Source organism: Exiguobacterium sp. QJM3NY_9 (assembly GCF_056173545.1).
Genome location: NZ_CM149679.1, coordinates 1092629 through 1115256 on the forward strand (window position 1 = coordinate 1092629; position 22628 = coordinate 1115256).

Sequence of the window (22628 nt, forward strand, 5' to 3'; positions counted from 1 at the left end):
CGGTTAGGGAGGTTTTTTCTTTTTGTTTCATAGTATACTAAAAGAGTAGTAGGATAGAGAAGAGAGACTAGTTTATGGGAGGAATCAACCGATGTCAGAAGAAGCTCGTATTTTAGTCGTCGATGATGAAGAACGGATTCGACGCTTATTAAAGATGTACCTCGAACGGGAGAACTTTACGATTGAGGAAGCAGACAACGGCGAGATGGCGCTCGAAATGGCGCTTGAAACGGAATATGATGTCATTCTACTTGATTTGATGATGCCGAAGCTCGATGGTATGCAGGTCTGTGAAGAGTTGCGCAAAACAAAAGCGACGCCAATCGTCATGTTGACGGCAAAAGGGGAAGAAACGAATCGTGTTCATGGTTTTGAAATGGGAGCGGACGATTATATCGTTAAACCGTTCAGTCCACGCGAAGTCGTGCTTCGGGTCAAGGCCATTCTGCGACGTGCCAGCGCAACGAAGTTCTTGCATACGGATGCAAAAACGAAAGATGTTATCGTCTTCCCGCATCTGACGATTGATAATGATGCCCACCGCGTGACGGTCGAAGGGCAAGAAGTCAACTTGACGCCAAAAGAATATGAATTGCTCTACTTCCTCGCGAAGCAGACGGATAAAGTCTTTTCACGGGAACAGTTATTAAAAGAGGTCTGGAATTATGAATTCTTTGGTGATTTGCGGACGGTCGACACACACGTTAAACGATTGCGGGAAAAACTAAACCGCTTGTCACCGAACGCGGCTCAGATGATCACGACAGTCTGGGGTGTCGGTTACAAATTCGAGAATAGTCCTGCTTGACGATGAAGTGGTTACAGAGTGTCGTCATCAAATTATGGGGAACGATTTTACTGCTCGTTTCTGTCGTTTTAATTGCTTTGACGATTTTGTTGCTCGAATTTTTTAACTCGTTTCACATTGAACAAGAACGAGGACATCTCGCGAAGCTAGGTCAACAAGTCGAGACCGTTTTCCAAGCGCACGATGGGCTAGAGGAAGGGTCGGCGACCGCCGTCGAAATTACGGATATTTACGGGGCGACGTTGATTGCGACAACGAAGGACGAAACGATTCAAACGAATATTTCAGAGGAAAAGGCACGACGTATGATTAAGGAGCTCGAGCGTCAGAACTGGAAAGCAGTTGACGGTGAAGAGGGCGAGACGGCGATTGGGAACTATGAAGTATTCAATGGCAAGGCAGCACTCGCCTATCGTGCCCCGCTCGTCACATCAAGTGAGGCGGGAACGACGTATTTAATTGAAGAACTGACGAACATCGAACAGGCGAATGAAGGCGCGAGGCAGATCATTCAACTCTGTGTCCTGCTTGCGATCATCGGGACAACCGTATTCGCCTTCTTCCTCTCGACGCGCATTACGGCGCCGCTGCGGACGATTCGTCAAGCTGTCGTCGAAGCCGGAGAAGGAAAGTTCGACCAAAGTCTGACGCAACGTTCACGCGATGAAATCGGGGACTTGGCGTTGGCATTCAATGAAATGAGCAGCCAATTGAATCAATATGTCACGGATCTCGATAAAGAACGACATCTGTTGTCATCCATTTTACGCTGTATGGCAGATGGCGTCTTGACGTTCTCTGATTCCGGGGAGTTGCTCGCGACAAATCCGCCGGCAGAAGATTTTTTGGCAGGGGCACCGGTTCCGGAAGAACTGATTGATTTGTTCAAGACCGTCATGCGGACAGAGACAGAAATGACCGTTTCCTTTGAACGGGAAGGTCGTTATTACATTATTATCGTCAGTCCGTTACTTGAGCACGAAGAGCAGATTGGTGCTGTTGCCGTTTTACGGGACATGACAGAAGCGCAGCAGCTCGAGAAGATGCGCGCCGACTTCGTTGCGAACGTCAGTCATGAATTGCGGACACCGCTCGTCATGCTCCAAGGGTACTCGGAAGCGATCGTCGACGGGATGACGGAAAGCGATGAAGCGACAAAAGAATTTGCTTCAATCATTTATGATGAGTCGCAACGTCTATCGCGTCTCGTCAATGATTTACTCGATCTTGCCCGAATGGAGGCAGGTCATCAAGAGTTACGGATTGAACCGATGGAAGCAGTCCCGTTTGCAAAACGGATGATTAAAAAATTCAAGCAAATGGGACGCGACAAACGTGTATCGTTTGACGTCGTCGGACCGAACGTCGAGTTCGAGGCGGATCCCGATCAAATGGAGCAAGTGTTGACGAACTTACTCGGCAATGCGCTTCGTTACACCGAGGATGGTCAAATCGAGATTAACATTACGGAAGATAGGGAAAACATATTCCTATCCGTAATTGATTCCGGTACAGGAATTCCGGAAGAAGATGTCCCGTTCGTTTTTGATCGTTTCTATAAGGCGGACAAAGCAAGGACGCGTGGCAAGACAGGGACAGGGATTGGTCTCGCGATTGTCGTGAACGTCGTCCGATCGCATGAAGGGGAGGTCGAAGTCGAGAGCCAGCTCGGCGAAGGCTCGACATTCCGAATTCGATTACCGAAAAAACAAAGGAAGCGAACTCTCTGATTCGCTTCCTTTCGCTATAGGAGTGAGAAAAATGAAGATTTATACAAAAACCGGGGATTCAGGGGAAACATCGCTCGTCGGTGGCCGCGTTAAAAAAAATGATGTGCAAATCGATTTGATGGGTGAACTGGATGAACTGAACAGCTTCGTCGGCCTCGCACGGACAAAAGCAACTTCGATTGAAGTAAAAGAACAATTGATTGTCATTCAACATGCCTTGTTTGATTGTGGAAGTGACTTAATGTACGTCGAACAAAAAGAATCCCGCTTGAGTCAAACTGCGACAGAAAATCTCGAGAGTTGGATTGATAGTTTAACGGAATTATCTCCCCCGCTCGATAAGTTTATCTTGCCAGGCGGAACGGAAGCGGCGGCAAGCCTGCATGTTGCGCGAACGATTTGTCGACGGATTGAACGTTCGATGGTTGATGTCCCACAAGCCCGTCACCTCTTACCATTCATCAACCGACTGAGTGACTTTTTCTTTGCCGCAGCGCGTTATGAGAATGCAGTCAATCAAACAGCAGATATTGAATACCTTCGCAGTGCACATGTGTTTAAACGAAAGGATGGAGAGTAAATGAGTCAGTCATTCGAAACATGGAAAAAAGAGGGGACGACGTACCATCTCGTCCCGACCGATAAATTCAAGACAACGACCGTACTCGTCACATTTTCTGCACCACTTGAAGAAAAAACGCTGACGAGCCGGGCGATCTTACCGTACATCATGGAAAAATCGACAGCGGCCTATCCATCGATGAAGGCGCTACGTGAACCACTCGAAACCTTATATGATGCGGGACTTTATGCAGATGCTTCGAAATTCGGCGAAGAGCATGTTATTTCTTTCCAGCTCGACGTCGTCCGAGGTGATCTCGTACGGCATGAGACGTTGCTTGAAGAGGCGCTTGATTTGCTCGAACAAATGATTTTCTATCCTGACTTAACCGAAGGCGGCTTCCGTGAACAGTTCGTCAAACAGGAAAAGCGTCTCCATGCGTTACGGATCAGCTCACTTTATGATGATAAAATGCGTTTTGCCCAGCAGCGTCTTCTTGAGTTAATGGCCCCTGGAGAAGCCGTTTCACTGTCGTCACTCGGTACGCTCGAAGGATTAGAGGAAATTACAACATCCTCCTTGCGCGATACATATCGGTCGATGATTGAAAACGACCGGATCGATGTTTTCGTCGTCGGTCATGTGACGCGTGACGAAATGGAAGAGGCATTATCCTTCTTGCCTTCGCACAGTGAAAAAACGAGTCATTATATCCCGGCCTTGAAACAAGTCGCCGGTGTGAAGCGTTCATCAGAGACACAACCAATCAAACAAGGAAAGTTACATTTAGGCTACCGTGTTGCAGTCGATCCGACATCTGCTGATTCGATTCGGATGCAAATCGTCAACGGTCTTTTTGGTGGATTTCCCCATTCGAAATTGTTTATGAATGTCCGGGAAAAAGAAAGTCTCGCGTATTATGCAGCATCGCGTTATGCAGCGTTGAATGGTGCATTATATGTCTACTCCGGTGTCGAAACTCAAAAAGCGGAACGGGCAGAAACAATCATCAAGGAACAGCTTGTCGATTTGAAAGCCGGGAACTTTACGGCTGAAGAGTTGACGCAAACGAAAGCGATGCTCATCAATGCACGTCGTCAAATTCTTGATCAACCCGGACAATTGATTGGCTGGTTGAACGGATCAAAAATGCGTGGATTGACGCTAGAAGATGAAATTCATATCATCGAGACGGCGACGCGTGAAGACGTTGTTCGTCTAGCCGCTAAAATCGAACTAGAGGCAGTCTACTTATTGCGAGGTGAAGAATAATGGAACAGTTAACGTATCATGATACAGACGAAACGGTATTTTTCGAACAATTAGACAATGGCCTGTCTGTTTATTTACTTCAGAAAAAAGGTTATGAAAAAACGTATGCGACGTTTACGACCCGCTATGGTTCAATCGACAATCGTTTCAAAAAAGGTGAGGACTGGGTGAGCGTACCGGACGGGATTGCCCACTTCCTCGAGCATAAAATGTTTGAGTCGGAGCAAGGGGACGTCTTCCAAGAATTTGGTCGTCTCGGTGCATCAGCGAACGCCTTTACATCATTCTCACGGACAGCGTATTTGTTCTCTGCGACATCGCTGATCGAGCAAAATCTCGAAACATTGATTGATTTCGTTCAAGATCCTTACTTTACACCGGAGAGTGTCGAGAAGGAAAAAGGCATCATTACGCAAGAAATTCAAATGTACCAAGATAATCCCGGATGGCGTCTATTTTTTGGACTCATCGAATCGATGTACGCGAATCACCCAGTTCGGATTGACATCGCAGGTACACCGGAGTCGATTGACAAGATTACAGCCGATGATTTGTATACGTGTTACCGGACGTTCTATCATCCGTCGAACATGGTTTTGTTTGTCGTCGGAAACATCAATCCTGCGGAAACGCTTGAGTTGATCAAACAAAATCAAGCGAAAAAAGATTATACAGACCGTCCGGCAATCGAACGCGATTACGGCGTTGAACCAAAAGAAGTCGCACGTCCGCGATTCGAACTCGAGCTCGACGTCAAGACACCGAAAGTCTTGATTGGATATAAAGATGAATCACTTCGCGGCGAAGAACAAGTCCGCCGAGAAATGACGAGTGAGTTACTCCTACATCTCCTGTTTGACCAAACCTCGTCGACGTATCTCGACCTGTACGAAGAAGGATTGATTGACGATACATTCAGTTTTGATTATTCGAGCGAAGAAGAATTTGCTTTTGCAACATTCGGGATGGAAACGGAAGATCCGGAACGTTTCATCGCAGCGTATGAGGAGCTTCTTACAAAGCGTCCCTCGTTCAGCGAGACGGAAGTCGTCCGGAAGCGGAATATGATGCAAGGGAAATTCTTACGGGCATTGAATTCGCCGGAATTTATCGCCAATCAGTTTTCACGTCATGCTTTAGCGGACACGAACATGTTTGCATTACCGACACTGATTGCTTCGATTACGAAAGAGGAAATTGAAGCACGTTTTGACGAATTGTTTGCGCTTGAGAACCGAGCGATTTCAATCGTCAAACCATATGTCTAACCGATGCGGATTTTTATTACAGGTGCCAGTGGTGCCATCGGTCTAGCGACAGCGAGACGCCTGGCAGCAGCCGGACATGAACTTGTCTTGCATACACATCAACGCCGAACCGAGCTTGAGCAATTTGTGCAGGAGTTGCCTGTGACGACTGAAATCGTCGCAGGCGATTTGTCGAATCGGGAAAAGATTGCCTCTCTTTGTGAGGGTTTGCCACCAGTCGATGGTTTCGTCCATATCGCCGGGACGAGCTTTAGTGGACTGTTAATCGATCAATCGACGAACTCAATTGAATCGATGATGACCTTGCACGTCGAATCGCTCATTCGCATCAGTCAGTTCTTGACACATAAGAAACCATTCTCCGCACCGTTGTCGATCGTTGTCGTCAGCAGTGTCTTAGGCGAGTTCGGCGTAGCCGGAGAAGTCGTTTATTCGAGCTGTAAGGCGGCACAACTTGGTTTCGTAAAAGCCTATAGCAAAGAACTAGGCGCAATGAACGGACGGATCAATGCTGTCACGCCTGGTTGGATTGATACGCCGATGAATGCTGTTTTTTCGAAGGAAGATCGCGAACAAGCCTTGGCGGAGATTCCGGCTGGTCGGTTCGGGACGGAAGAAGAAGTAGCCTCGGCTATCACATTTTTAATGGGGGAAGAGGCTGGATATATCTCGGGAGCCATTTTAAAAATTGATGGCGCGTGGATGTGATCGCTTGAGAATTGAGCGAGGAATGCTTTTCATTTTTCAAAAAATCATTTAACATGAGGAATGGATAACCGTATAGACGAGGAGGGCTAGCGAGTGGGTGAATTCGAACAGTGGTACCTTGAGTACGAATTGAATGTCGATCGTCCGGGGGTGCTAGGAGATATTGCCTCACTTATGGGGATGCTGCATATCTCGATTGTCACGATCAATGGTGTTGATCGTGAGCGCCGCGGCATGTTACTTCAAACGAAACAGCCTGATCAAATACCGCGACTCGCAGCCATCTTAAAGACGATGTCGACGATTGAAATCGTCAAACTCCGGAAGCCGAAGTTGCGTGACCGGATTGCGATTCGTCATGGTCGTTATATCGACCATAGTAGTGATGAATTAAAAACATTCCGTTTTGTTCGAGAAGACTTAGGGATTCTCGTCGATTTCATGGCTGAACTATGTAAGCAGGATGGGCATCTGCTGATTGGTGTCCGTGGCATGCCGCGGGTCGGGAAAACAGAATCAATCGTCGCAGCAAGTGTCAGTGCAAATAAGAAATGGTTGTTCTTATCGTCGACTTTAATCAAACAAACGGTCAGAACTTCGTTATTTGACGATGAACGGACGGGCGACTACGTCTACATCATCGATGCCCTTGTGTCCCAACGGCACTTCGATGAGCGCCATTGGCAAATTTTACGTGAAGTCATGCGTTTGCCAGCGACGAAAATCGTCGAACATCCGGATGCGTTCGTTAAGTCGAGTGAATACACGTGGGATGATTTCGATTACATCATTGAATTACGCAACACGACCGAAGAAATCATCGTGACCGAACCTCCACGTGCACTTGGCGGAAATGAATGGTTCAATTTTTAAATAAGTAATGAAAATGGAAGGTGTGTTACCGATGACCGAGCTCGGAACCTACTTAAAAGAACAACGTGAGACATTAGGTGTCTCGCTAGAACAAATTCAAAGCACGACTAAAATTCAAAAGCGCTATATCGTCGCGATTGAAGAAGGTGCCTACGATCAATTGCCCGGTGCTTTTTATGCACGTGCTTTCATCAAAACGTATGCCGAAGCACTCGGTCTGGACGTAGACGAAGTGTTTGAGACGTATAAACGAGACTTGCCGGAACCTGAAGCACAACCGGTCGTCGAGTTGTCACGACGCGCAACCTATTCGAAGTCGACGGCTCCGAAAAAGAGTGTTGCCAAACGGTGGATTCCAAACATCATTATCATCCTGTTAATCTTTGCGATTGGTGTCGCACTTTACTATGCGTTGCAAAATTTCCTCGATTCGAGTGATAAAGCCAATACGACAGCACCGAAACAGAGTGATGTGACGATTGATGAAGGAGACGCTCCGAGTAAGGAGACGGATGTTCCGGCAACGGAAGAGCCGAAAGAAGAACCAAAAGAAGAAGTGACAGAAGAACCGAAAGAGGAAGTCAAGAAGCCATTAGTGGCGAAAACGACCTCTGGGCAAGATATCACATATGAAGTACCGGCGGATAAAACGATGGATGTCTCGATCAGCATCAAAAAAGATGCATCGCCGTCACCGTTTGTCGGTGTCCGTGATACGTCACTCGAGGGCGAGGCGCTCGCGCCAGACCATATCAATGCGTCCGATCCGAACCCGGTCGTCGTCAAAGATGCGAAAACAGATTTGATTCGGATTCGCATCGGTTCAATTAAAGGCATCGATAAAATCGTCGTCAATGATCAGGAGCTCAAACTTAACCGTTCGCTCCTCGTTCAAAATATTTACTTGAAGAAAGTAGCTACGCCGTAAGACGGCATAGCTACTGATCTTACATAAAAAGGAGGAGGATACCAGAATGAACTTGCCTAATCAATTGACGGTATTACGTGTCTTGTTAATTCCTGTCTTTGTCGCAGTACTCGCCATCGACCCAAACTGGGGTCAATGGGACGTTCTCGGTGCCGAACTTCCGGTTTCTCACTTTGTTGCGGCGATGATTTTTTCAGTTGCTGCCATCACGGACTGGTTGGATGGTTACTTGGCACGTAAAAATAAGTTAGTCACGAATTTCGGAAAGTTTATGGATCCACTCGCTGATAAGATGTTAGTCGCAGCTGCACTCGTTTACCTTGTAGAGCTCGATTTCGTTGCAGCTTGGGTCGTCGTCATCATTCTCTGCCGTGAGTTTGCCGTGACAGGGCTTCGTCTCGTCGCATCAGACGAAGGAATCGTCTTAGCAGCCGGAAACTCAGGCAAGGCGAAGACGTGGGTTCAACTGACGTCAATCATCGCTTTCTTGCTCCACGACATCGGATTCGCATTACTCAATATCCCGTTTGCTGAAATCACGATGTGGCTGGCGTTAATCTTAACGATTTACTCAGGCGTTGAGTATTTCTCGAAAAACATTAAATTAATTACGAAATCGATGTAACTTATCTCAAACAAGGCTGTTCGCTAAATCGGACAGTCTTTTTATATACTTTTGAAAGCGGGGAATGAAGATGAAAGCAGAAATCATAGCGGTCGGAAGTGAACTATTATTAGGGGAAATCGCCAATACGAATGCACAGTACCTCTCGGAATGGCTCGCGAGTTGCGGCATCGATGTCCATTATCATAGTGTCGTCGGCGATAATGAAGCGCGGATGACGGACGTCTTCAAACAGGCGCAAGCACGTACCGATCTCCTCGTCATCACGGGGGGACTTGGACCGACGGAAGATGATTTGACGAAAGAAGTGCTCGCTAAGCTGCTCGGACGTCGTCTTCAAGTTGACGAAGTCGCGTACAACCGTATTGAAGGTTTTTTGAAAACACGTGGTCGCATGATGACGGATAATGAAAAAAAACAGGCGCTGGTCATTGAAGGGGCGGATGTCCTTTCGAACGGTGCGGGTCTCGCGCCAGGGATGTCGCTGAAGACGGCTGATCACCAATATATCTTATTACCAGGTGTCCCGCGGGAAATGAAGCAAATCATCGCCGATCATTTTGATCATTTGTTTGGACAGGAGACCATCAAATCGAGAACACTTCGCTTTTTCGGAATCGGGGAATCGGCACTGAACGACCGATTGACCGATTTGATTCGTTCCTCCCAAAATCCATCGATCGCACCGTATGCGGAACTTGCTGAAGTCCGGTTACGCTTGACGGCGAAAGCCGCGCAGGAACAAGTTGCCATCGAGATGCTTGACGGACTCGAACGACTTGTCCTTGCGGAAGTCGAGGAATACTTTTATGGCTATGGTGAAACGAGTTTACCGGAAGTCGTCTTACGGACTTGTGAAGAGGCAGGCGTTACGCTTGCGGCAGCGGAGTCTTTAACAGGAGGAGCCTTTGCGAGCGGTTTGACTGACATTGCGGGAGCAAGCAACAGCTTTCGTGGGGGTGCCGTCGTCTATGACGATGCAGCGAAGCGTAACCTGTTAAGCGTTAGCGAAACCTTGCTGCGCGAACAAACGGCCGTCAGCGCTGACGTCGCGATTGCGATGGCTGAAGGAGCGAGACGTCTCTATCAATCGAATCTTGCTATTGCGTTGACAGGGGAAGCGGGACCGACGAGTAATAGTGGAAAAGCAGTCGGAACGGTCTATTGCGCCCTAGCAACACCGGACGGAACGGAGGTCGTTGAATTTACCTACCCAGCATTCGACCGTGGTATGATTAGATTACGTTCTGTAAAAGATGCGTACTTCCTTCTGTTGAAATACCTTAAGAAAATTGCCGTTCAACCGAAATAAGAATAATTCCAAGTATGCGAATAAATGTTCGTAAAAAGCTTGTCATTCGGTCTCAAAAGAAGTACAATAATCTCAGTAAGATAAATAGAAGGAGGCCTGCTACGTGAGTGATCGTAAAGCAGCACTTGAAATGGCATTACGCCAGATAGAGAAGCAATTTGGTAAAGGTTCAATCATGAAACTAGGTGAAAATGCAGACCAGAAGGTATCTGTTATTTCTTCTGGATCAATCACATTAGATATAGCTCTCGGTGCAGGTGGATATCCACGTGGACGGGTAATCGAAGTATACGGTCCAGAATCTTCTGGTAAAACGACTGTTGCGCTCCACGCGATTGCAGCAGTACAAAAACAAGGCGGTCAGGCAGCGTTCATCGACGCAGAGCATGCGTTAGATCCAGCCTACGCAAATAAACTTGGTGTCGACATTGATGAGTTATTGTTATCACAACCGGATACAGGGGAGCAGGCACTTGAAATCGCTGAAGCCCTCGTCCGTTCAGGTGCAGTAGACGTGCTCGTCGTCGACTCGGTTGCAGCGCTCGTACCAAAAGCTGAAATCGAAGGTGAAATGGGTGATTCCCACGTAGGTCTCCAAGCACGTTTGATGAGTCAGGCATTACGTAAGTTGTCTGGTGCAACAAACAAATCGAAGACGATTGTCATCTTCATCAACCAAATCCGTGAAAAAATCGGTGTCATGTTCGGGAACCCAGAAACGACTCCAGGTGGACGTGCCTTGAAATTCTACTCGTCTGTTCGTCTTGAAGTTCGTCGTGCGGAAGCATTGAAGAATGGAACGGATATCGTCGGGAATAAAACAAAAATCAAAGTCGTTAAAAATAAAATTGCACCACCATTCAAACAAGCAGAAGTTGATATCATGTATGGTCTCGGGATTTCTAAAGTCGGTGAGTTAATCGACATCGGGACGGATCTCGATATCGTTCAAAAAAGTGGTGCATGGTACTCTTATAATTCAGAACGTCTCGGTCAAGGACGTGAAAACGCGAAACAATACATGGTCGAGCATCCTGAGGTCGCTGAGGAAGTCGAACGTTTGATTCGTGAACACCATGGTCTTGTTGAACGTGCACTTGATGCGGAAGTAGAAGAAGAAACAGAAGATCTATTCGCAGAATAATATATAGGCGGTTCCTTCTTGAAGGTGAATCGAACAATCGATAACGTTTACTCGCTGGAGTGAACGTTATCTTTTTTTAGATTTTTCGTTGAAGTTACCTCGATTCAAGGTGTTTTTTGTTGAAAAGAGGAAAACAAAGGAATTCTTTCCCGCCCGTTCGTTGACAATGAACGAGTGCTATCCTTACAATATAGATGTACGTTTTTTAGACAGCTTCGATGAAAAACCGAAATGAACTAAGAAACACCTTGCAAAGGGGAGGTGAACCCATGGATACAATAACTTGGATTATCATACTTCTCCTCACTTTGCTCATCGCATTCATCGTAGGCTACTTCTTGCGGAAATCGATTGCTGAAGCAAAGATTCAAGGCGCGGAAACCGAAGCGACAAAAATCGTCGAACGGGCACAAGTGTCAGCGGAAGCAACGAAAAAAGAAGCATTACTCGAAGCGAAAGACGAAGCCTTTAAACTTCGCAATGAAGTAGAAAAAGAACTTCGTGAACGTCGTCAAGAGCTAACAAAACAAGAAGCCCGCTTGCTCCAAAAAGAAGAGACTCTCGATCGCCGTGTCGATTCAATCGACCGAAAGGAAGATCAAATCAACACACGAGACGCTGAGATCGCGAAGCGGAAGCAACAAGCTGAAGCGTTAGAACGCAAAGTTGAGGATCTGTATGAAGAAGGTCGCCAAGAGCTCGTACGTGTTGCGAATCTTTCGCAAGACGAAGCGCGCGCTATCATCATGGATGAGACAAAACAAGCTGCGCTGCATGATGCGGCAATGCTACAAAAAGAAATCGAACAAAAAGCAAAAGAAGAAGCCGACAAGAAAGCACGTAACATCTTGTCCCTCGCGATTCAACGGTTCGCCGCTGAACATATCGCTGAGACGACGGTATCTGTCGTCAACCTACCGAATGATGAGATGAAGGGTCGAATCATCGGTCGTGAAGGTCGTAACATTCGGACACTTGAAACGTTAACGGGAATCGATTTAATCATCGATGATACACCGGAAGCTGTAATCTTGTCTGGATTTGATCCAATTCGTCGTGAAGTGGCGAAGATGGCGCTTGAAAAGCTTGTCCAAGACGGTCGAATTCATCCGGCACGGATTGAAGAGATGGTCGACAAATCACGTCGCGAAGTCGATGAGCGAATTCGCGAAATCGGAGAAGAAGCGACATATGATGTCGGGATTCATGGAATCCACCCGGATCTCGTCAAGATTCTCGGCCGCTTGAAATACCGGACGAGTTACGGACAAAACGTCTTGTTCCACTCACTTGAAGTCGCGCATCTTGCGGGAATGATGGCAGCGGAACTTGGCGAAGATGTCACGCTTGCGAAACGGGCAGGTCTCCTGCACGATATCGGAAAAGCGATTGACCATGAAGTGGAAGGAAGTCATGTTGAGATTGGTGTCGAGCTCGGTACGAAGTACAAAGAGCATCCGACAGTCATCAATGCGATTGCTTCTCACCATGGTGATACGGAAGCGACTTCGGTCATCTCCGTCCTTGTCGCGGCAGCAGACGCACTGTCAGCAGCACGTCCAGGTGCACGACAAGAAACGCTTGAAAGTTATATTCGACGCCTCGAACGTTTGGAAGAAATTTCAGAATCATTCGATGGTGTTGAAAAATCGTTTGCGATTCAAGCCGGTCGTGAAGTTCGGATTATCGTCCGTCCTGACGTTGTCGATGATGTCTTAGCACACAAGATGGCGAGTGATATCCGGAAGAAAATCGAAGAAGAACTCGATTATCCGGGTCATATCAAGGTCACGGTCATTCGGGAAACACGAGCAGTCGAATACGCAAAATAAGCAAAGTGGCGGGCGACCGCCACTTTTTTAATGTATTGGAGGAATTAGCATGAAGATTTTATTTATCGGAGACGTCGTTGGCGCACCAGGTCGACACATCTTACAACAATTTACGGCACGTCTGAAGTCGAAGTACAATCCAACCGTCATGCTCGTCAACGGTGAAAATGCAGCACACGGTCGTGGCATCACGAAATCGATTTATCACCAATTACTCGAACTTGGTTTCCACGGCGTCACGATGGGAAATCATACGTTTGACAATCGGGACATTTTCGACTGGATTGATGACGCTGACCGGATTGTCCGTCCAGCAAACTATCCGGAAGGAACACCAGGTCGTGGCATGATGGTCTTAAAGGTCGGGAATAAAAAGATTGCCGTCATCAACGTCCAAGGAACGGTCTTCTTGCCAGCACTCGGAGATCCCTTCCGGACTGTTGACGCGTTGATTGCGGAAGTCGAAGGGGAAGTCGATGCGATTTTCGTTGACGTCCATGCGGAAGCAACGAGTGAAAAAATCGCGATGGGTTATCACCTCGACGGACGTGTTCAAGCCGTCGTCGGAACCCACACGCACGTCCAAACTGCCGACGAACGTGTGCTTGACGGTGGAACAGCTTACATCACGGATGTCGGCATGACAGGTCCACTGGACGGTGTCCTCGGGATGCGTAAAGATGATGTCTTACGAAAATTTAAGACACAGCTTCCAACTCGGTTTGAAGTTGCGGAAGGACGGGAACAATTAAATGGAGTCTTGATTCATATCGATGATGCGACGAAAAAAGCAACGAAGATTGAACGGATTCATTTGACGGATCAATCGATATTCTTTGATTAAGTGTCATTTTTGATTGGGAGGTACATTGCATGGACGCCCTGAAAGTATCAGCTAAATCGAATCCGAACGCCGTCGCAGGAGCGATTGCGGGCGTGCTTCGAGAGAAAGGTTCTGTCGAGATTCAGGCAATCGGTGCGGGTGCACTCAATCAATCCATTAAGGCGGTCGCGATTGCGCGAGGATTCGTTGCGCCGGCTGGCATGGATTTAATCTGTATCCCAGCCTTTACCGACATCATGATTGATGGCGAAGAACGGACTGCAATTAAACTCATCGTTGAACCACGCTAAGATCGTTCGGACATAGGTCCTAAATACACGTGATCATCTACTCGGCTAGAGTAGATGGTCTTTTTGTCGTGACGAAAATCAAAAAAACGAACGGATTTCCGGGGGAGGATTGTACAAGTATCTGTAAATCGGTATCATGAGGGAGGATAGTAAAGTAAGACGCTTCCATCATTTCAGGGGACAGAGAAGGAGCGAACGTCGATGTACAATCAATTGTCATGGAAAGTAGGCGGACAGCAGGGAGAGGGAATCGAATCGACAGGTGAGATTTTTGCGATTGCCCTCAACCGTCTTGGTTATTATTTATATGGATATCGTCACTTTTCTTCACGCATCAAAGGTGGACATACAAACAATAAGATTCGTGTGGCGACACATGAAGTTCGGACCGTCGCGGACGATCTCGATATTTTAGTGGCATTTGATCAAGAGACGATCGATGTCAATTTCCACGAGTTACGCCAGGGGGCAATCATCATTGCCGACGCAAAGTTCAAGCCGACGAATCCGGATGCTTCGCGTGCCGATCTCTATCCGATTGCGTTTACGGAAATTGCAGCGGGTCTTGGAACCGCACTGATGAAAAACATGGTCGCGATCGGTGCTTCAAGTGCGATTCTCGGAATTGATCCAGAACGGTTTGAAGCCGTCGTCGAACAAATTTTTGGTCGCAAAGGTCCGGAGATGGTCGCAAAGAACTTATCGGCGATTCGGGAAGGAGCAGCTGCTTTTGAAGAGATGGCACTCGATGCCGAGCGGTTCATCCTGGAACCGGCCGACGGGAAGCAACGCATGTTCATGATTGGCAACGATGCGATTGCCCTCGGTGCCGTGACAGGGGGAGCCCGCTTGATGGCCGCTTACCCGATTACACCATCGTCAGAAATCATGGAGTACTTAATCAAGAAATTACCACAGTTCGGGGGAACGGTCGTTCAGACAGAGGATGAACTGGCAGCTGTCACGATGGCGATCGGCGCGAACTATGCCGGTGTCCGTGCCTTGACGGCGTCAGCTGGACCAGGACTGTCGTTGATGGCGGAAGCCATCGGGTTATCCGGGATGACGGAAACACCACTCGTCATCATCGATACACAACGGGGAGGACCGTCAACGGGACTCCCGACGAAACAAGAACAATCGGACTTGATGGCGATGATTTACAGTACGCATGGCGAGATTCCGAAAGTCGTCCTTGCACCGTCGACGGTCGAAGAAGCGTTTTATGATGCGGCAGAAGCCTTTAATATCGCAGAAGAATACCAATGTCCGGTCATCCTTTTGACCGACTTGATGTTATCGCTCGGAAAACAATCGGTCGAACCGCTCGACTTAGAACGTGTCGAAATCCGACGCGGAAAATTACTGCAAGGCGACTTACCGGAACTTGCCGGGAAAGACTACTTCAAACGGTATGAAGTGACGGAAGACGGGATCAGCCCGCGTGTCGTCCCGGGAATGAAACACGGGATTCATCACGTGACGGGCGTCGAACATAACGAAGAAGGACGTCCCTCGGAAGCAACGAAGAACCGGGTCGATCAAATGACGAAACGTTTACGCAAACTCAATCAATTCCGTCTAGCAGACGCGGTCCTTGTGACGGAACAGCATCAGACACCAGACATCCTGTTCGTCGGCTTCAATTCGACGCGCGGGACGATTGAAGAAGTGATGCCACGTCTAGAGCATGCAGGGATGAAAGTCGATCACTTGCATATTCGTCAAATGCACCCGTTCCCGAGTGAACTCGTCCGTCCACATCTTGAGCGGGCGAAAAAAGTCGTCGTCGTCGAATACAATGCGACCGGTCAACTCGCGAAACTGATTCAGATGAACTGTGGGTTCGCAGACAAGATTGAACACATCTTGAAATTCAACGGTGATCCGTTCTATCCGGCAGAAGTCGTAGAACAGGTAGTAGCAGGAGGCGTTTTTAATGGCAACCTTTAAAGATTTTCGAAATGATGTCAAACCGAACTGGTGTCCGGGATGTGGTGACTTCTCAATTCAAGCAGCGATTCAACGTGCCGTCGCGAACGTCGGTCTTGAGCCGGAAGAACTGGCTTTGATTTCTGGAATCGGCTGTTCCGGTCGCATTTCTGGTTACATCAACACCTATGGTTTTCACGGTGTCCACGGCCGTTCGCTACCAATCGCCCAAGGCGTCAAGATGGCAAACCGTGAGTTGACGGTCATCGCGTCCGGTGGGGACGGCGACGGGTTTGCGATCGGGATGGGGCATACGGTCCATGCGTTCAAACGAAATGTCGACATGACGTACATCGTCATGGACAATCAAATCTACGGCTTGACGAAGGGGCAGACGTCGCCGACATCTGCTCCCGGATTCAAGACGAAGTCGACACCGAAAGGGTCAATTGAAAAAAGTATTTCGCCTGTCGAGCTTGCTTTGACGGCCGGCGCGACGTTCGTCGCCCAAAGTTTCTCGAACGACTTGAAAGGATTGACGCGGCTGATTGAACAGGCGACGGAACATAAAGGGTTTGCCTTCATCAATGTCTTCAGTCCTTGCGTGACGTTTAACAAGGTCAACACGTACGATTGGTTCAAACAAAATCTGACGAAGCTGGACGAGATTGAGGGGTATGATGCAACAAATCTCGATACAGCGAAACGCGTCGTCCATGAGCACGACGGACTCGTCATGGGTCTGATTTATCAAGATGATTCGCGGCTCGACTATCAGTCACAAATCGATGGGTATGATGAGACGGGACTGACGTTTGCCAATCTTGAAATGAATCAAGAAACATTTAACCAACTCGCTGCGGAATTCATGTAAAATAGAGTCGAATGATGGTTTGGTTTTTGGGGATGCTAAACATTTGGTCATTACCGATTAGAGAAACAGGTAAGACCCATGAAGGAGTCGGGGAAATATGACAAAGTTAGTGACGATGGAAGAACAGACGACGCAAACAAAAACGATGCGGGCACTCGTCAAACAAGAGCGTGGTTTTGGAGCGGTCTTGAAAGAAGTCGAGGTTCCTGTCCCGGGACGCGGTGAAGTATTGATTCGCGTTGAAGCGACTTCAATCTGCGGGACAGACGTCCACATTTACGAATGGGATGCCTGGGCCGCGTCTCGTGTCAATCCGCCATACGTGTTCGGACATGAGTTTTCGGGAGAAGTCGTCGAACTCGGCGAAGGGACAAAACGTCTGAAGCTTGGGGATCATGTCTCGGCTGAGACGCATATCGTCTGTCATCAATGTAAACAGTGTTTACGGGGACAGTATCATATTTGTAAAAACACGAAAATCATCGGTGTCGATACGCAAGGCTGTTTTGCCGAGTACGTCGTCATGCCGGAAGAAAACCTCTGGGTCAATCCGGAAGAAATGCCGGCAAGCATCGCGTCGATTCAAGAACCGATGGGAAATGCCGTCCACACGGTACTTGCAAGCGACGTCAGTGCCAAGACGGTCGCCATCGTCGGCTGTGGTCCAATCGGTTTGATGGCCGTTTCGGTCGCGAAAGCGGCAGGGGCAGCGGAAGTCGTCGCGATTGATGTCAATCCGTATCGGTTAGAGCTTGCGAAGACGATGGGCGCAGATGTCGTTCTTGATTCACGCCATGATGATGTCATCGAACGGATCATGATGATGACGGACGGCGACGGAATCGATGTCGTCTGCGAGATGAGTGGTCATCCGGTCGCGATTAGTCAAGCCTTTGAAATGGTGACGGCAGGCGGAGATGTCAACATCTTAAGTCTGCCCGTCAAACCGGTTGAAATCGACTTGACGAACCATGTCGTCTTTAAAGGGGTCCGCGTCCAAGGAATCACGGGGCGGAAGATGTACGAGACATGGAGCCAAGTATCAGCCTTTCTTTCAAGCGGCAAGGTCGATGTCAAACCGTTAATCACACATACATTACCGCTCGAGCGATTTGAAGAAGGCTTCGAATTGATGCGCCAAGGGAAATGTGGCAAAGTTGTACTACAACCAAGGGGGACGAATTAATGGGTTTCGAACACTTACGGACAGAATTAGAGGAAATGAAAGCGGCGGGGACGTTCCGCAAGCTCGTACCACTCGAAAGTGCACAACACAATCGTGTGACGATTGATGGAAAAGAACTGATTCAACTATCTTCAAACAATTATCTCGGACTCGCAGCGCACCCGCGTCTCGCAAAACGGGCAGCGGATGCAGCGCTTGAATTCGGTGCCGGGACAGGATCGGTCCGGACGATCGCGGGAACACTCGAAATGCATGAAGCGTTCGAACAAGAACTCGCGACCTTTAAACATACGGAAGCAGCACTTGTCTTCCAGTCGGGATTCGCAACGAACCTCGGTGTCTTGTCGGCACTGCTCGGACCAGAGGATGTCGTCATTTCCGATGCCCTTAATCATGCTTCGATCATCGATGGGATTCGCTTGACGAAAGCGAAACGCCGCATTTACAAACACGTCGACTTAGCTGATCTTGAAGCAGCGCTCCAAGAGACGCAAGACGCACGGACACGACTCGTCGTCACGGACGGCGTCTTCTCGATGGACGGTAACATCGCACCACTTCCGGAAATCGTCGAACTCGCAGAAAAGTACGATGCGCTTGTCATGGTCGATGACGCGCATGCCTCAGGCGTTTTAGGAAAAAGTGGTCGCGGGACGGTCAACCACTTCGGGCTTGACGGTCGTGTCGCCCTCCAAGTCGGTACCTTGTCGAAAGCAATTGGTGTCCTTGGCGGGTATGTCGCGTGTGAACAGCATGTTAAAGATTACTTAATCCATAAAGGGCGCCCGTTCCTCTTCTCGACATCACATCCGCCGGCAGTCGTCGAAGCAAATCGGGAAGCACTGCGGGTAATGGAAGAAGAGACGGAACTGTTCGATCGTCTTTGGGAAAACACAGAGTTCTTCAAACAAGGACTCCGAAATCTTGGCTTTAACATCGGGACATCGACGACGCCGATCACACCGGTCATCGTCGGGGACGAAGCGCTTTGTCATAAGTTGTCCGATCAACTGCGTGCTCACGGCGTCTTCGCGCAAGGAATTGCCTTCCCGACCGTTGCCAAAGGGAAAGCACGTGTCCGGACAATCGTTACGGCAGAGCATACGCGGGACGACTTGGAGCAAGCAATCGAAGCCTTCAAACAAGTCGGACAAGAATTAAACTTGATTTAACAGGATAGAAAAACAGCCGATGATTGATTCGGCTGTTTTTTCGATTGTATGATAGGGAAAAGAGAACTTCAGAAAGGAAGTGCACGTGCTTTATGACGATTCAAAAAAAGCTGTTGCTGGCGTCGCTGTTGATGCTGACGTTTTTGCTCGGTGGCTGCATTCGCATTCAGTATGATGCGACTGTCCATCTGGATCAAAGTGTCACCTTGAAGACGACGTATGCAGCAAAAGAACATCCGGTCGCACGATTATTGAACTTTAATCCGGACTGGGAGATGTATGCGAAGCAGGCTGAAAAAAACGGCTATGCAGCGTCGACCTTCAAAACGAAGGACGACTATGAAGGACTTCGTATGGAAAAAACCTTCGCGAATCTTGAAGATTTGGCCTCGATTAAAGATGAATGGAAGACAGGTGTCGGGGGAATCTTGATTCCGCCCGATACGACGTATGATGTGGACAAGCATGAAGGTTTTTGGTTTAATACGTACCGTTTAAATACGAACATCGACTTAAGTATCGATCGCTTAAATATCAAGGGCTATCATCCTACAGGTCAAGTTAAAAAGTTAGCCGATCGTTACATCCGTCAAGCGGACATCGAGATTAAACTGCACGCCCCGGAAGTCGTCGCTTTGCAAAATGCGGAGAAAATCGACTGGGCGAACTACAATGACGTCTCGTGGAAATTATACGGGACGAAAGACAATCAATTGCAACTCGTGGCATACGTTCCGAATCCGACGGGCTGGATTATCACAGGGGTCGTCTTATTGATCGGACTCGGTCTCTTGACGTTTTGGATCATCCACCACGTGCGGAAATTACGCCGCAAGCAACTTCAGACAATCAGTATCTCGCTACTCGTTTGTCTGTTACTCGGAGGGGGGGCATGGTTAATCTTTGCCGACGAGACGGCCAGTGCCCCGCCGCCGACAACGCAAATCGTGACGGAATCGAAGGGGGAGATTGTCCCGACGTTCATGGTGCATGGCTTGTTCGGGACGGAACGGACTTTCTTACCGATGATTGAAAACTTTACGGAAAAAAAGTTAGCGGATGACGGAGGGCGATGTGATGTTGATCGGACCGGGAAGGTAACCTGTAAAGTCAAGGACTCATCGACCGGTTTCCCGCTCGTTCGTATCATCTTCGAAGACGATGAAGCAAGCCTTGCGCAGCAACAGACGTGGCTTGAAGCCGCGATCGCTCAGTATGACAAGCAACAAAAGGCGACGTTTACCGACATCCAACTTGTTGGTCACAGTATGGGTGGAGTCGACGTCGTTGAATATACGTTGAATGAAAATCTTCCGTATACGATTCGAAAAGTCGTCACGCTTGATGCACCGATTGGTGGATCAAATTATGCGACGCTCGGCTTGACGCTTGCTCCGTTCGGGACGAATACGAACAGTCCGGCGATTCAGGATTTAGCAGAGAACTCAAAGGCGATCGAGCGGTTGAAAGCGCGGCTCGAGACATGGCCGCGTGATGTCCTTGTTTACTCCTTCGGTGCCAAAGGAGGCGACTTCAATTTGATTCCGTTAGACAGTTCGTTCACGCTCGAAGATTATACGGACAACATCCAGACGAAGTCATATAAGTATGATCACTTCACGATTCACCGGCGCGAACCGGTCTTCCGCGAAGTACGCGATTTCTTATTTAAAGAAAATCTAGTCTTGGAAGAGGAGGACAATCAATGAAACACGTCGCGATTATTGGCGGAGGGATTGCCGGCGTGACAGCGGCTGCACTCCTCGCTCGAGAAGGGCATGACGTGACATTGCTTGAAGGAAGTCGCGAATGGGGGGGCTCCGCAGGCAAATTCACCCGGAAAGACTTGACGTACCCGGTCGGCGCGACACTCGGGATGGGCTTTCAACGAGGCGGCATTCATGACCGGGTTTTGCAACACTTGGGGTTAGATGTCGAAACGGAGTTACTTGATCTTGTGATGACGATTAAAATCGATGGGCACGATATTGCCTATTACCGTGATCGTGCTCGATTCATCGGGGAACTACAGGATGTATTCCCACAACAGGCGCATCAAATCGGCGCATTTTTTGAAGAAATCGATAAGATTCAACGTCATGTCGCTCCTTTAATGGAGTCACTTCCGGCACTACCTGTACGAACTTTGTACGATGCACAGTTGATAATAAAAGAAGCGCAATCGAGCCTGCCTTTACTTCCGTACGTCACACAGACCGTCGGACAAGTGTTACGGCGCCATGGGTTGGAAGAATCGGTTTTCGCTCGGCTGGTGGACGGGATTTTATTAGACAGTATGCAGACCGGTCAGGAAGCGTCCGCGTTACTCGGTGCCGTTGCCTTATCGATTTATCACGACGGTGCGTACTATGTGCCGGGCGGTCTTTATCGAGTCGCAGAAATCCTGAAAGAATCGGCAGAACATGACGGGGCGACGATGTTACTTGGTCGTAAAATCACGTCGGTCAAGCAAACGGCAGATGGTTTTTTACTAGAAGATCGTCGCGGTCGTCTAATGCTAGCGGATGTCGTCATCGGTGCGCTCCCACTCGAAGCGATGCAGCGTCTCGTCAGTCCACCTCTTTTACGGACGCTTAAACGGACGTACGCAAGACAAAAGAAACTGGCGCAATGGGCCACATTCACGTATTATGCTGCCTTTCCGGAAAAATTGGTTACATCCGATAGTGCCTTTCGACAAATTCATGATGAACGGTTGCCGTCGGGTCATGCCTTTTTGTCATTATCACGTTCGGGTGATGTAAAACGGGCTCCGGAGGGCGTACGGACATTGACGATGTCCTGTCACGTCCCGATTGGTTACTTTGATGCTACGGACAACGTACATTACGGGCATCAGATTGAAAGAATGCAGGATGTATTCGAAACGATTGTCGAACAGGAGTTTCCCGGCTTTCGCGAGCAGGCAATCGAACGTCATCCTGGTGGACCGGGCGCCTGGGTGCGTTACACGTCACGACCGGACGGTGGCGTCGGCGGTTATCCGCAATTGCGTTCAACGAGTTTGTTCCGCGCGGCATCATTTCGGACCGGTGTCCCGAATCTCTATGTCATTGGCGATACCGTCTTTCCGGGGGCAGGGACAATCGGTGCGTCGACGTCAGCGATTCATGTTGCCCGACAGTTAGGTGTCAAGATTTGAATGACTTTGTGAAATCATGAAAGAAGCGGCCGAATGGTCGCTTTTTTTTCAGAACAGGATTATGATGAGGGAGAGACGGGAAGTAAGTAGTCATGACCATAAAAA

The 22628-nt window shown here is 48.5% G+C and carries 20 protein-coding genes; all 20 read left to right on the forward strand.

The annotated features are described in order from the left end of the window. Window positions 1-91: 91 nt before the first annotated feature. The 20 genes from AC0VYQ_RS05455 (at window position 92) to AC0VYQ_RS05550 (ending at window position 22523) form a co-directional block, all read left to right on the forward strand. On the forward strand, window positions 92-808 hold the full coding sequence (locus tag AC0VYQ_RS05455; RefSeq protein ID WP_029333177.1) for a response regulator transcription factor: 717 nt from the start codon (window positions 92-94) through the stop codon (window positions 806-808). 2 nt (window positions 809-810) lie between these two features. After that, the gene (locus tag AC0VYQ_RS05460; RefSeq protein WP_088838458.1) at window positions 811-2538 is read left to right on the forward strand and encodes a sensor histidine kinase; all 1728 of its coding nucleotides are present in this window, start codon (window positions 811-813) and stop codon (window positions 2536-2538) included. Between the two features lie 31 nt (window positions 2539-2569). Further along, complete coding sequence (locus AC0VYQ_RS05465; RefSeq protein WP_475404403.1) at window positions 2570-3118, forward strand: cob(I)yrinic acid a,c-diamide adenosyltransferase; 549 nt, start codon at window positions 2570-2572, stop codon at window positions 3116-3118. Beyond that, window positions 3119-4372 (forward strand): EF-P 5-aminopentanol modification-associated protein YfmF, encoded by a 1254-nt coding sequence (gene yfmF, locus AC0VYQ_RS05470; protein WP_475404404.1) that lies wholly within the window; start codon window positions 3119-3121, stop codon window positions 4370-4372. Next, window positions 4372-5640 (forward strand): EF-P 5-aminopentanol modification-associated protein YfmH, encoded by a 1269-nt coding sequence (gene yfmH, locus AC0VYQ_RS05475; RefSeq protein WP_029333180.1) that lies wholly within the window; start codon window positions 4372-4374, stop codon window positions 5638-5640. The genes yfmF and yfmH overlap by 1 nt, the downstream gene beginning before the upstream one ends. Window positions 5641-5643: 3 nt before the next feature. Then, entirely contained in the window at window positions 5644-6348 is a 705-nt protein-coding gene (gene ymfI, locus AC0VYQ_RS05480) for an elongation factor P 5-aminopentanone reductase (protein WP_475404405.1), read from the forward strand. A gap of 93 nt (window positions 6349-6441) precedes the next feature. Beyond that, window positions 6442-7221: a DUF3388 domain-containing protein gene (locus AC0VYQ_RS05485; protein ID WP_029333182.1), complete on the forward strand. Its 780-nt coding sequence runs from the start codon at window positions 6442-6444 to the stop codon at window positions 7219-7221. Between the two features lie 31 nt (window positions 7222-7252). Beyond that, window positions 7253-8149 carry a helix-turn-helix domain-containing protein gene (locus AC0VYQ_RS05490; protein WP_214845356.1) on the forward strand — a complete coding sequence of 299 codons (897 nt, stop codon included), beginning with the start codon at window positions 7253-7255 and terminating at the stop codon, window positions 8147-8149. A gap of 46 nt (window positions 8150-8195) precedes the next feature. After that, entirely contained in the window at window positions 8196-8774 is a 579-nt protein-coding gene (pgsA, locus tag AC0VYQ_RS05495) for a CDP-diacylglycerol--glycerol-3-phosphate 3-phosphatidyltransferase (protein ID WP_088836705.1), read from the forward strand. A 70-nt stretch (window positions 8775-8844) separates the two neighbouring features. Continuing rightward, the gene (locus tag AC0VYQ_RS05500; protein ID WP_214893129.1) at window positions 8845-10086 is read left to right on the forward strand and encodes a competence/damage-inducible protein A; all 1242 of its coding nucleotides are present in this window, start codon (window positions 8845-8847) and stop codon (window positions 10084-10086) included. A 103-nt stretch (window positions 10087-10189) separates the two neighbouring features. Next, window positions 10190-11230 (forward strand): recombinase RecA, encoded by a 1041-nt coding sequence (gene recA, locus AC0VYQ_RS05505; RefSeq protein WP_029333186.1) that lies wholly within the window; start codon window positions 10190-10192, stop codon window positions 11228-11230. A 269-nt stretch (window positions 11231-11499) separates the two neighbouring features. Continuing rightward, window positions 11500-13062 carry a ribonuclease Y gene (gene rny / locus AC0VYQ_RS05510; protein WP_029333187.1) on the forward strand — a complete coding sequence of 521 codons (1563 nt, stop codon included), beginning with the start codon at window positions 11500-11502 and terminating at the stop codon, window positions 13060-13062. 49 nt (window positions 13063-13111) lie between these two features. Next, window positions 13112-13906: a TIGR00282 family metallophosphoesterase gene (locus AC0VYQ_RS05515; RefSeq protein ID WP_088836707.1), complete on the forward strand. Its 795-nt coding sequence runs from the start codon at window positions 13112-13114 to the stop codon at window positions 13904-13906. A 29-nt stretch (window positions 13907-13935) separates the two neighbouring features. Continuing rightward, on the forward strand, window positions 13936-14196 hold the full coding sequence (locus AC0VYQ_RS05520; protein ID WP_029333189.1) for a stage V sporulation protein S: 261 nt from the start codon (window positions 13936-13938) through the stop codon (window positions 14194-14196). Between the two features lie 201 nt (window positions 14197-14397). After that, window positions 14398-16149, forward strand: coding sequence for a 2-oxoacid:acceptor oxidoreductase subunit alpha (locus tag AC0VYQ_RS05525; protein WP_088836708.1), 1752 nt, complete (start codon window positions 14398-14400; stop codon window positions 16147-16149). After that, window positions 16136-17002, forward strand: a complete 867-nt coding sequence (locus AC0VYQ_RS05530) for a 2-oxoacid:ferredoxin oxidoreductase subunit beta (protein WP_475404406.1) — start codon at window positions 16136-16138, stop codon at window positions 17000-17002. The genes AC0VYQ_RS05525 and AC0VYQ_RS05530 overlap by 14 nt, the downstream gene beginning before the upstream one ends. A gap of 97 nt (window positions 17003-17099) precedes the next feature. Beyond that, complete coding sequence (tdh, locus tag AC0VYQ_RS05535) at window positions 17100-18188, forward strand: L-threonine 3-dehydrogenase (RefSeq protein WP_214845360.1); 1089 nt, start codon at window positions 17100-17102, stop codon at window positions 18186-18188. Beyond that, window positions 18188-19360 (forward strand): glycine C-acetyltransferase, encoded by a 1173-nt coding sequence (locus AC0VYQ_RS05540; protein ID WP_475404407.1) that lies wholly within the window; start codon window positions 18188-18190, stop codon window positions 19358-19360. The genes tdh and AC0VYQ_RS05540 overlap by 1 nt, the downstream gene beginning before the upstream one ends. 92 nt (window positions 19361-19452) lie before the next feature. Beyond that, entirely contained in the window at window positions 19453-21069 is a 1617-nt protein-coding gene (locus AC0VYQ_RS05545) for an alpha/beta hydrolase (protein WP_475404408.1), read from the forward strand. Further along, window positions 21066-22523, forward strand: a complete 1458-nt coding sequence (locus AC0VYQ_RS05550) for a phytoene desaturase family protein (protein WP_475404409.1) — start codon at window positions 21066-21068, stop codon at window positions 22521-22523. The genes AC0VYQ_RS05545 and AC0VYQ_RS05550 overlap by 4 nt, the downstream gene beginning before the upstream one ends. Window positions 22524-22628: the final 105 nt, after the last annotated feature.

Coding starts and splice junctions, on each gene's coding strand:
- AC0VYQ_RS05455 (WP_029333177.1), top strand. CDS start 92: ATGTCAGAAGAAGCTCGTATTTTAGTCGTCGATGATGAAGAACGGATT.
- AC0VYQ_RS05460 (WP_088838458.1), top strand. CDS start 811: ATGAAGTGGTTACAGAGTGTCGTCATCAAATTATGGGGAACGATTTTA.
- AC0VYQ_RS05465 (WP_475404403.1), top strand. CDS start 2,570: ATGAAGATTTATACAAAAACCGGGGATTCAGGGGAAACATCGCTCGTC.
- yfmF (WP_475404404.1), top strand. CDS start 3,119: ATGAGTCAGTCATTCGAAACATGGAAAAAAGAGGGGACGACGTACCAT.
- yfmH (WP_029333180.1), top strand. CDS start 4,372: ATGGAACAGTTAACGTATCATGATACAGACGAAACGGTATTTTTCGAA.
- ymfI (WP_475404405.1), top strand. CDS start 5,644: ATGCGGATTTTTATTACAGGTGCCAGTGGTGCCATCGGTCTAGCGACA.
- AC0VYQ_RS05490 (WP_214845356.1), top strand. CDS start 7,253: ATGACCGAGCTCGGAACCTACTTAAAAGAACAACGTGAGACATTAGGT.
- pgsA (WP_088836705.1), top strand. CDS start 8,196: ATGAACTTGCCTAATCAATTGACGGTATTACGTGTCTTGTTAATTCCT.
- AC0VYQ_RS05500 (WP_214893129.1), top strand. CDS start 8,845: ATGAAAGCAGAAATCATAGCGGTCGGAAGTGAACTATTATTAGGGGAA.
- rny (WP_029333187.1), top strand. CDS start 11,500: ATGGATACAATAACTTGGATTATCATACTTCTCCTCACTTTGCTCATC.
- AC0VYQ_RS05515 (WP_088836707.1), top strand. CDS start 13,112: ATGAAGATTTTATTTATCGGAGACGTCGTTGGCGCACCAGGTCGACAC.
- AC0VYQ_RS05520 (WP_029333189.1), top strand. CDS start 13,936: ATGGACGCCCTGAAAGTATCAGCTAAATCGAATCCGAACGCCGTCGCA.
- AC0VYQ_RS05525 (WP_088836708.1), top strand. CDS start 14,398: ATGTACAATCAATTGTCATGGAAAGTAGGCGGACAGCAGGGAGAGGGA.
- AC0VYQ_RS05530 (WP_475404406.1), top strand. CDS start 16,136: ATGGCAACCTTTAAAGATTTTCGAAATGATGTCAAACCGAACTGGTGT.
- tdh (WP_214845360.1), top strand. CDS start 17,100: ATGACAAAGTTAGTGACGATGGAAGAACAGACGACGCAAACAAAAACG.
- AC0VYQ_RS05540 (WP_475404407.1), top strand. CDS start 18,188: ATGGGTTTCGAACACTTACGGACAGAATTAGAGGAAATGAAAGCGGCG.
- AC0VYQ_RS05545 (WP_475404408.1), top strand. CDS start 19,453: ATGACGATTCAAAAAAAGCTGTTGCTGGCGTCGCTGTTGATGCTGACG.
- AC0VYQ_RS05550 (WP_475404409.1), top strand. CDS start 21,066: ATGAAACACGTCGCGATTATTGGCGGAGGGATTGCCGGCGTGACAGCG.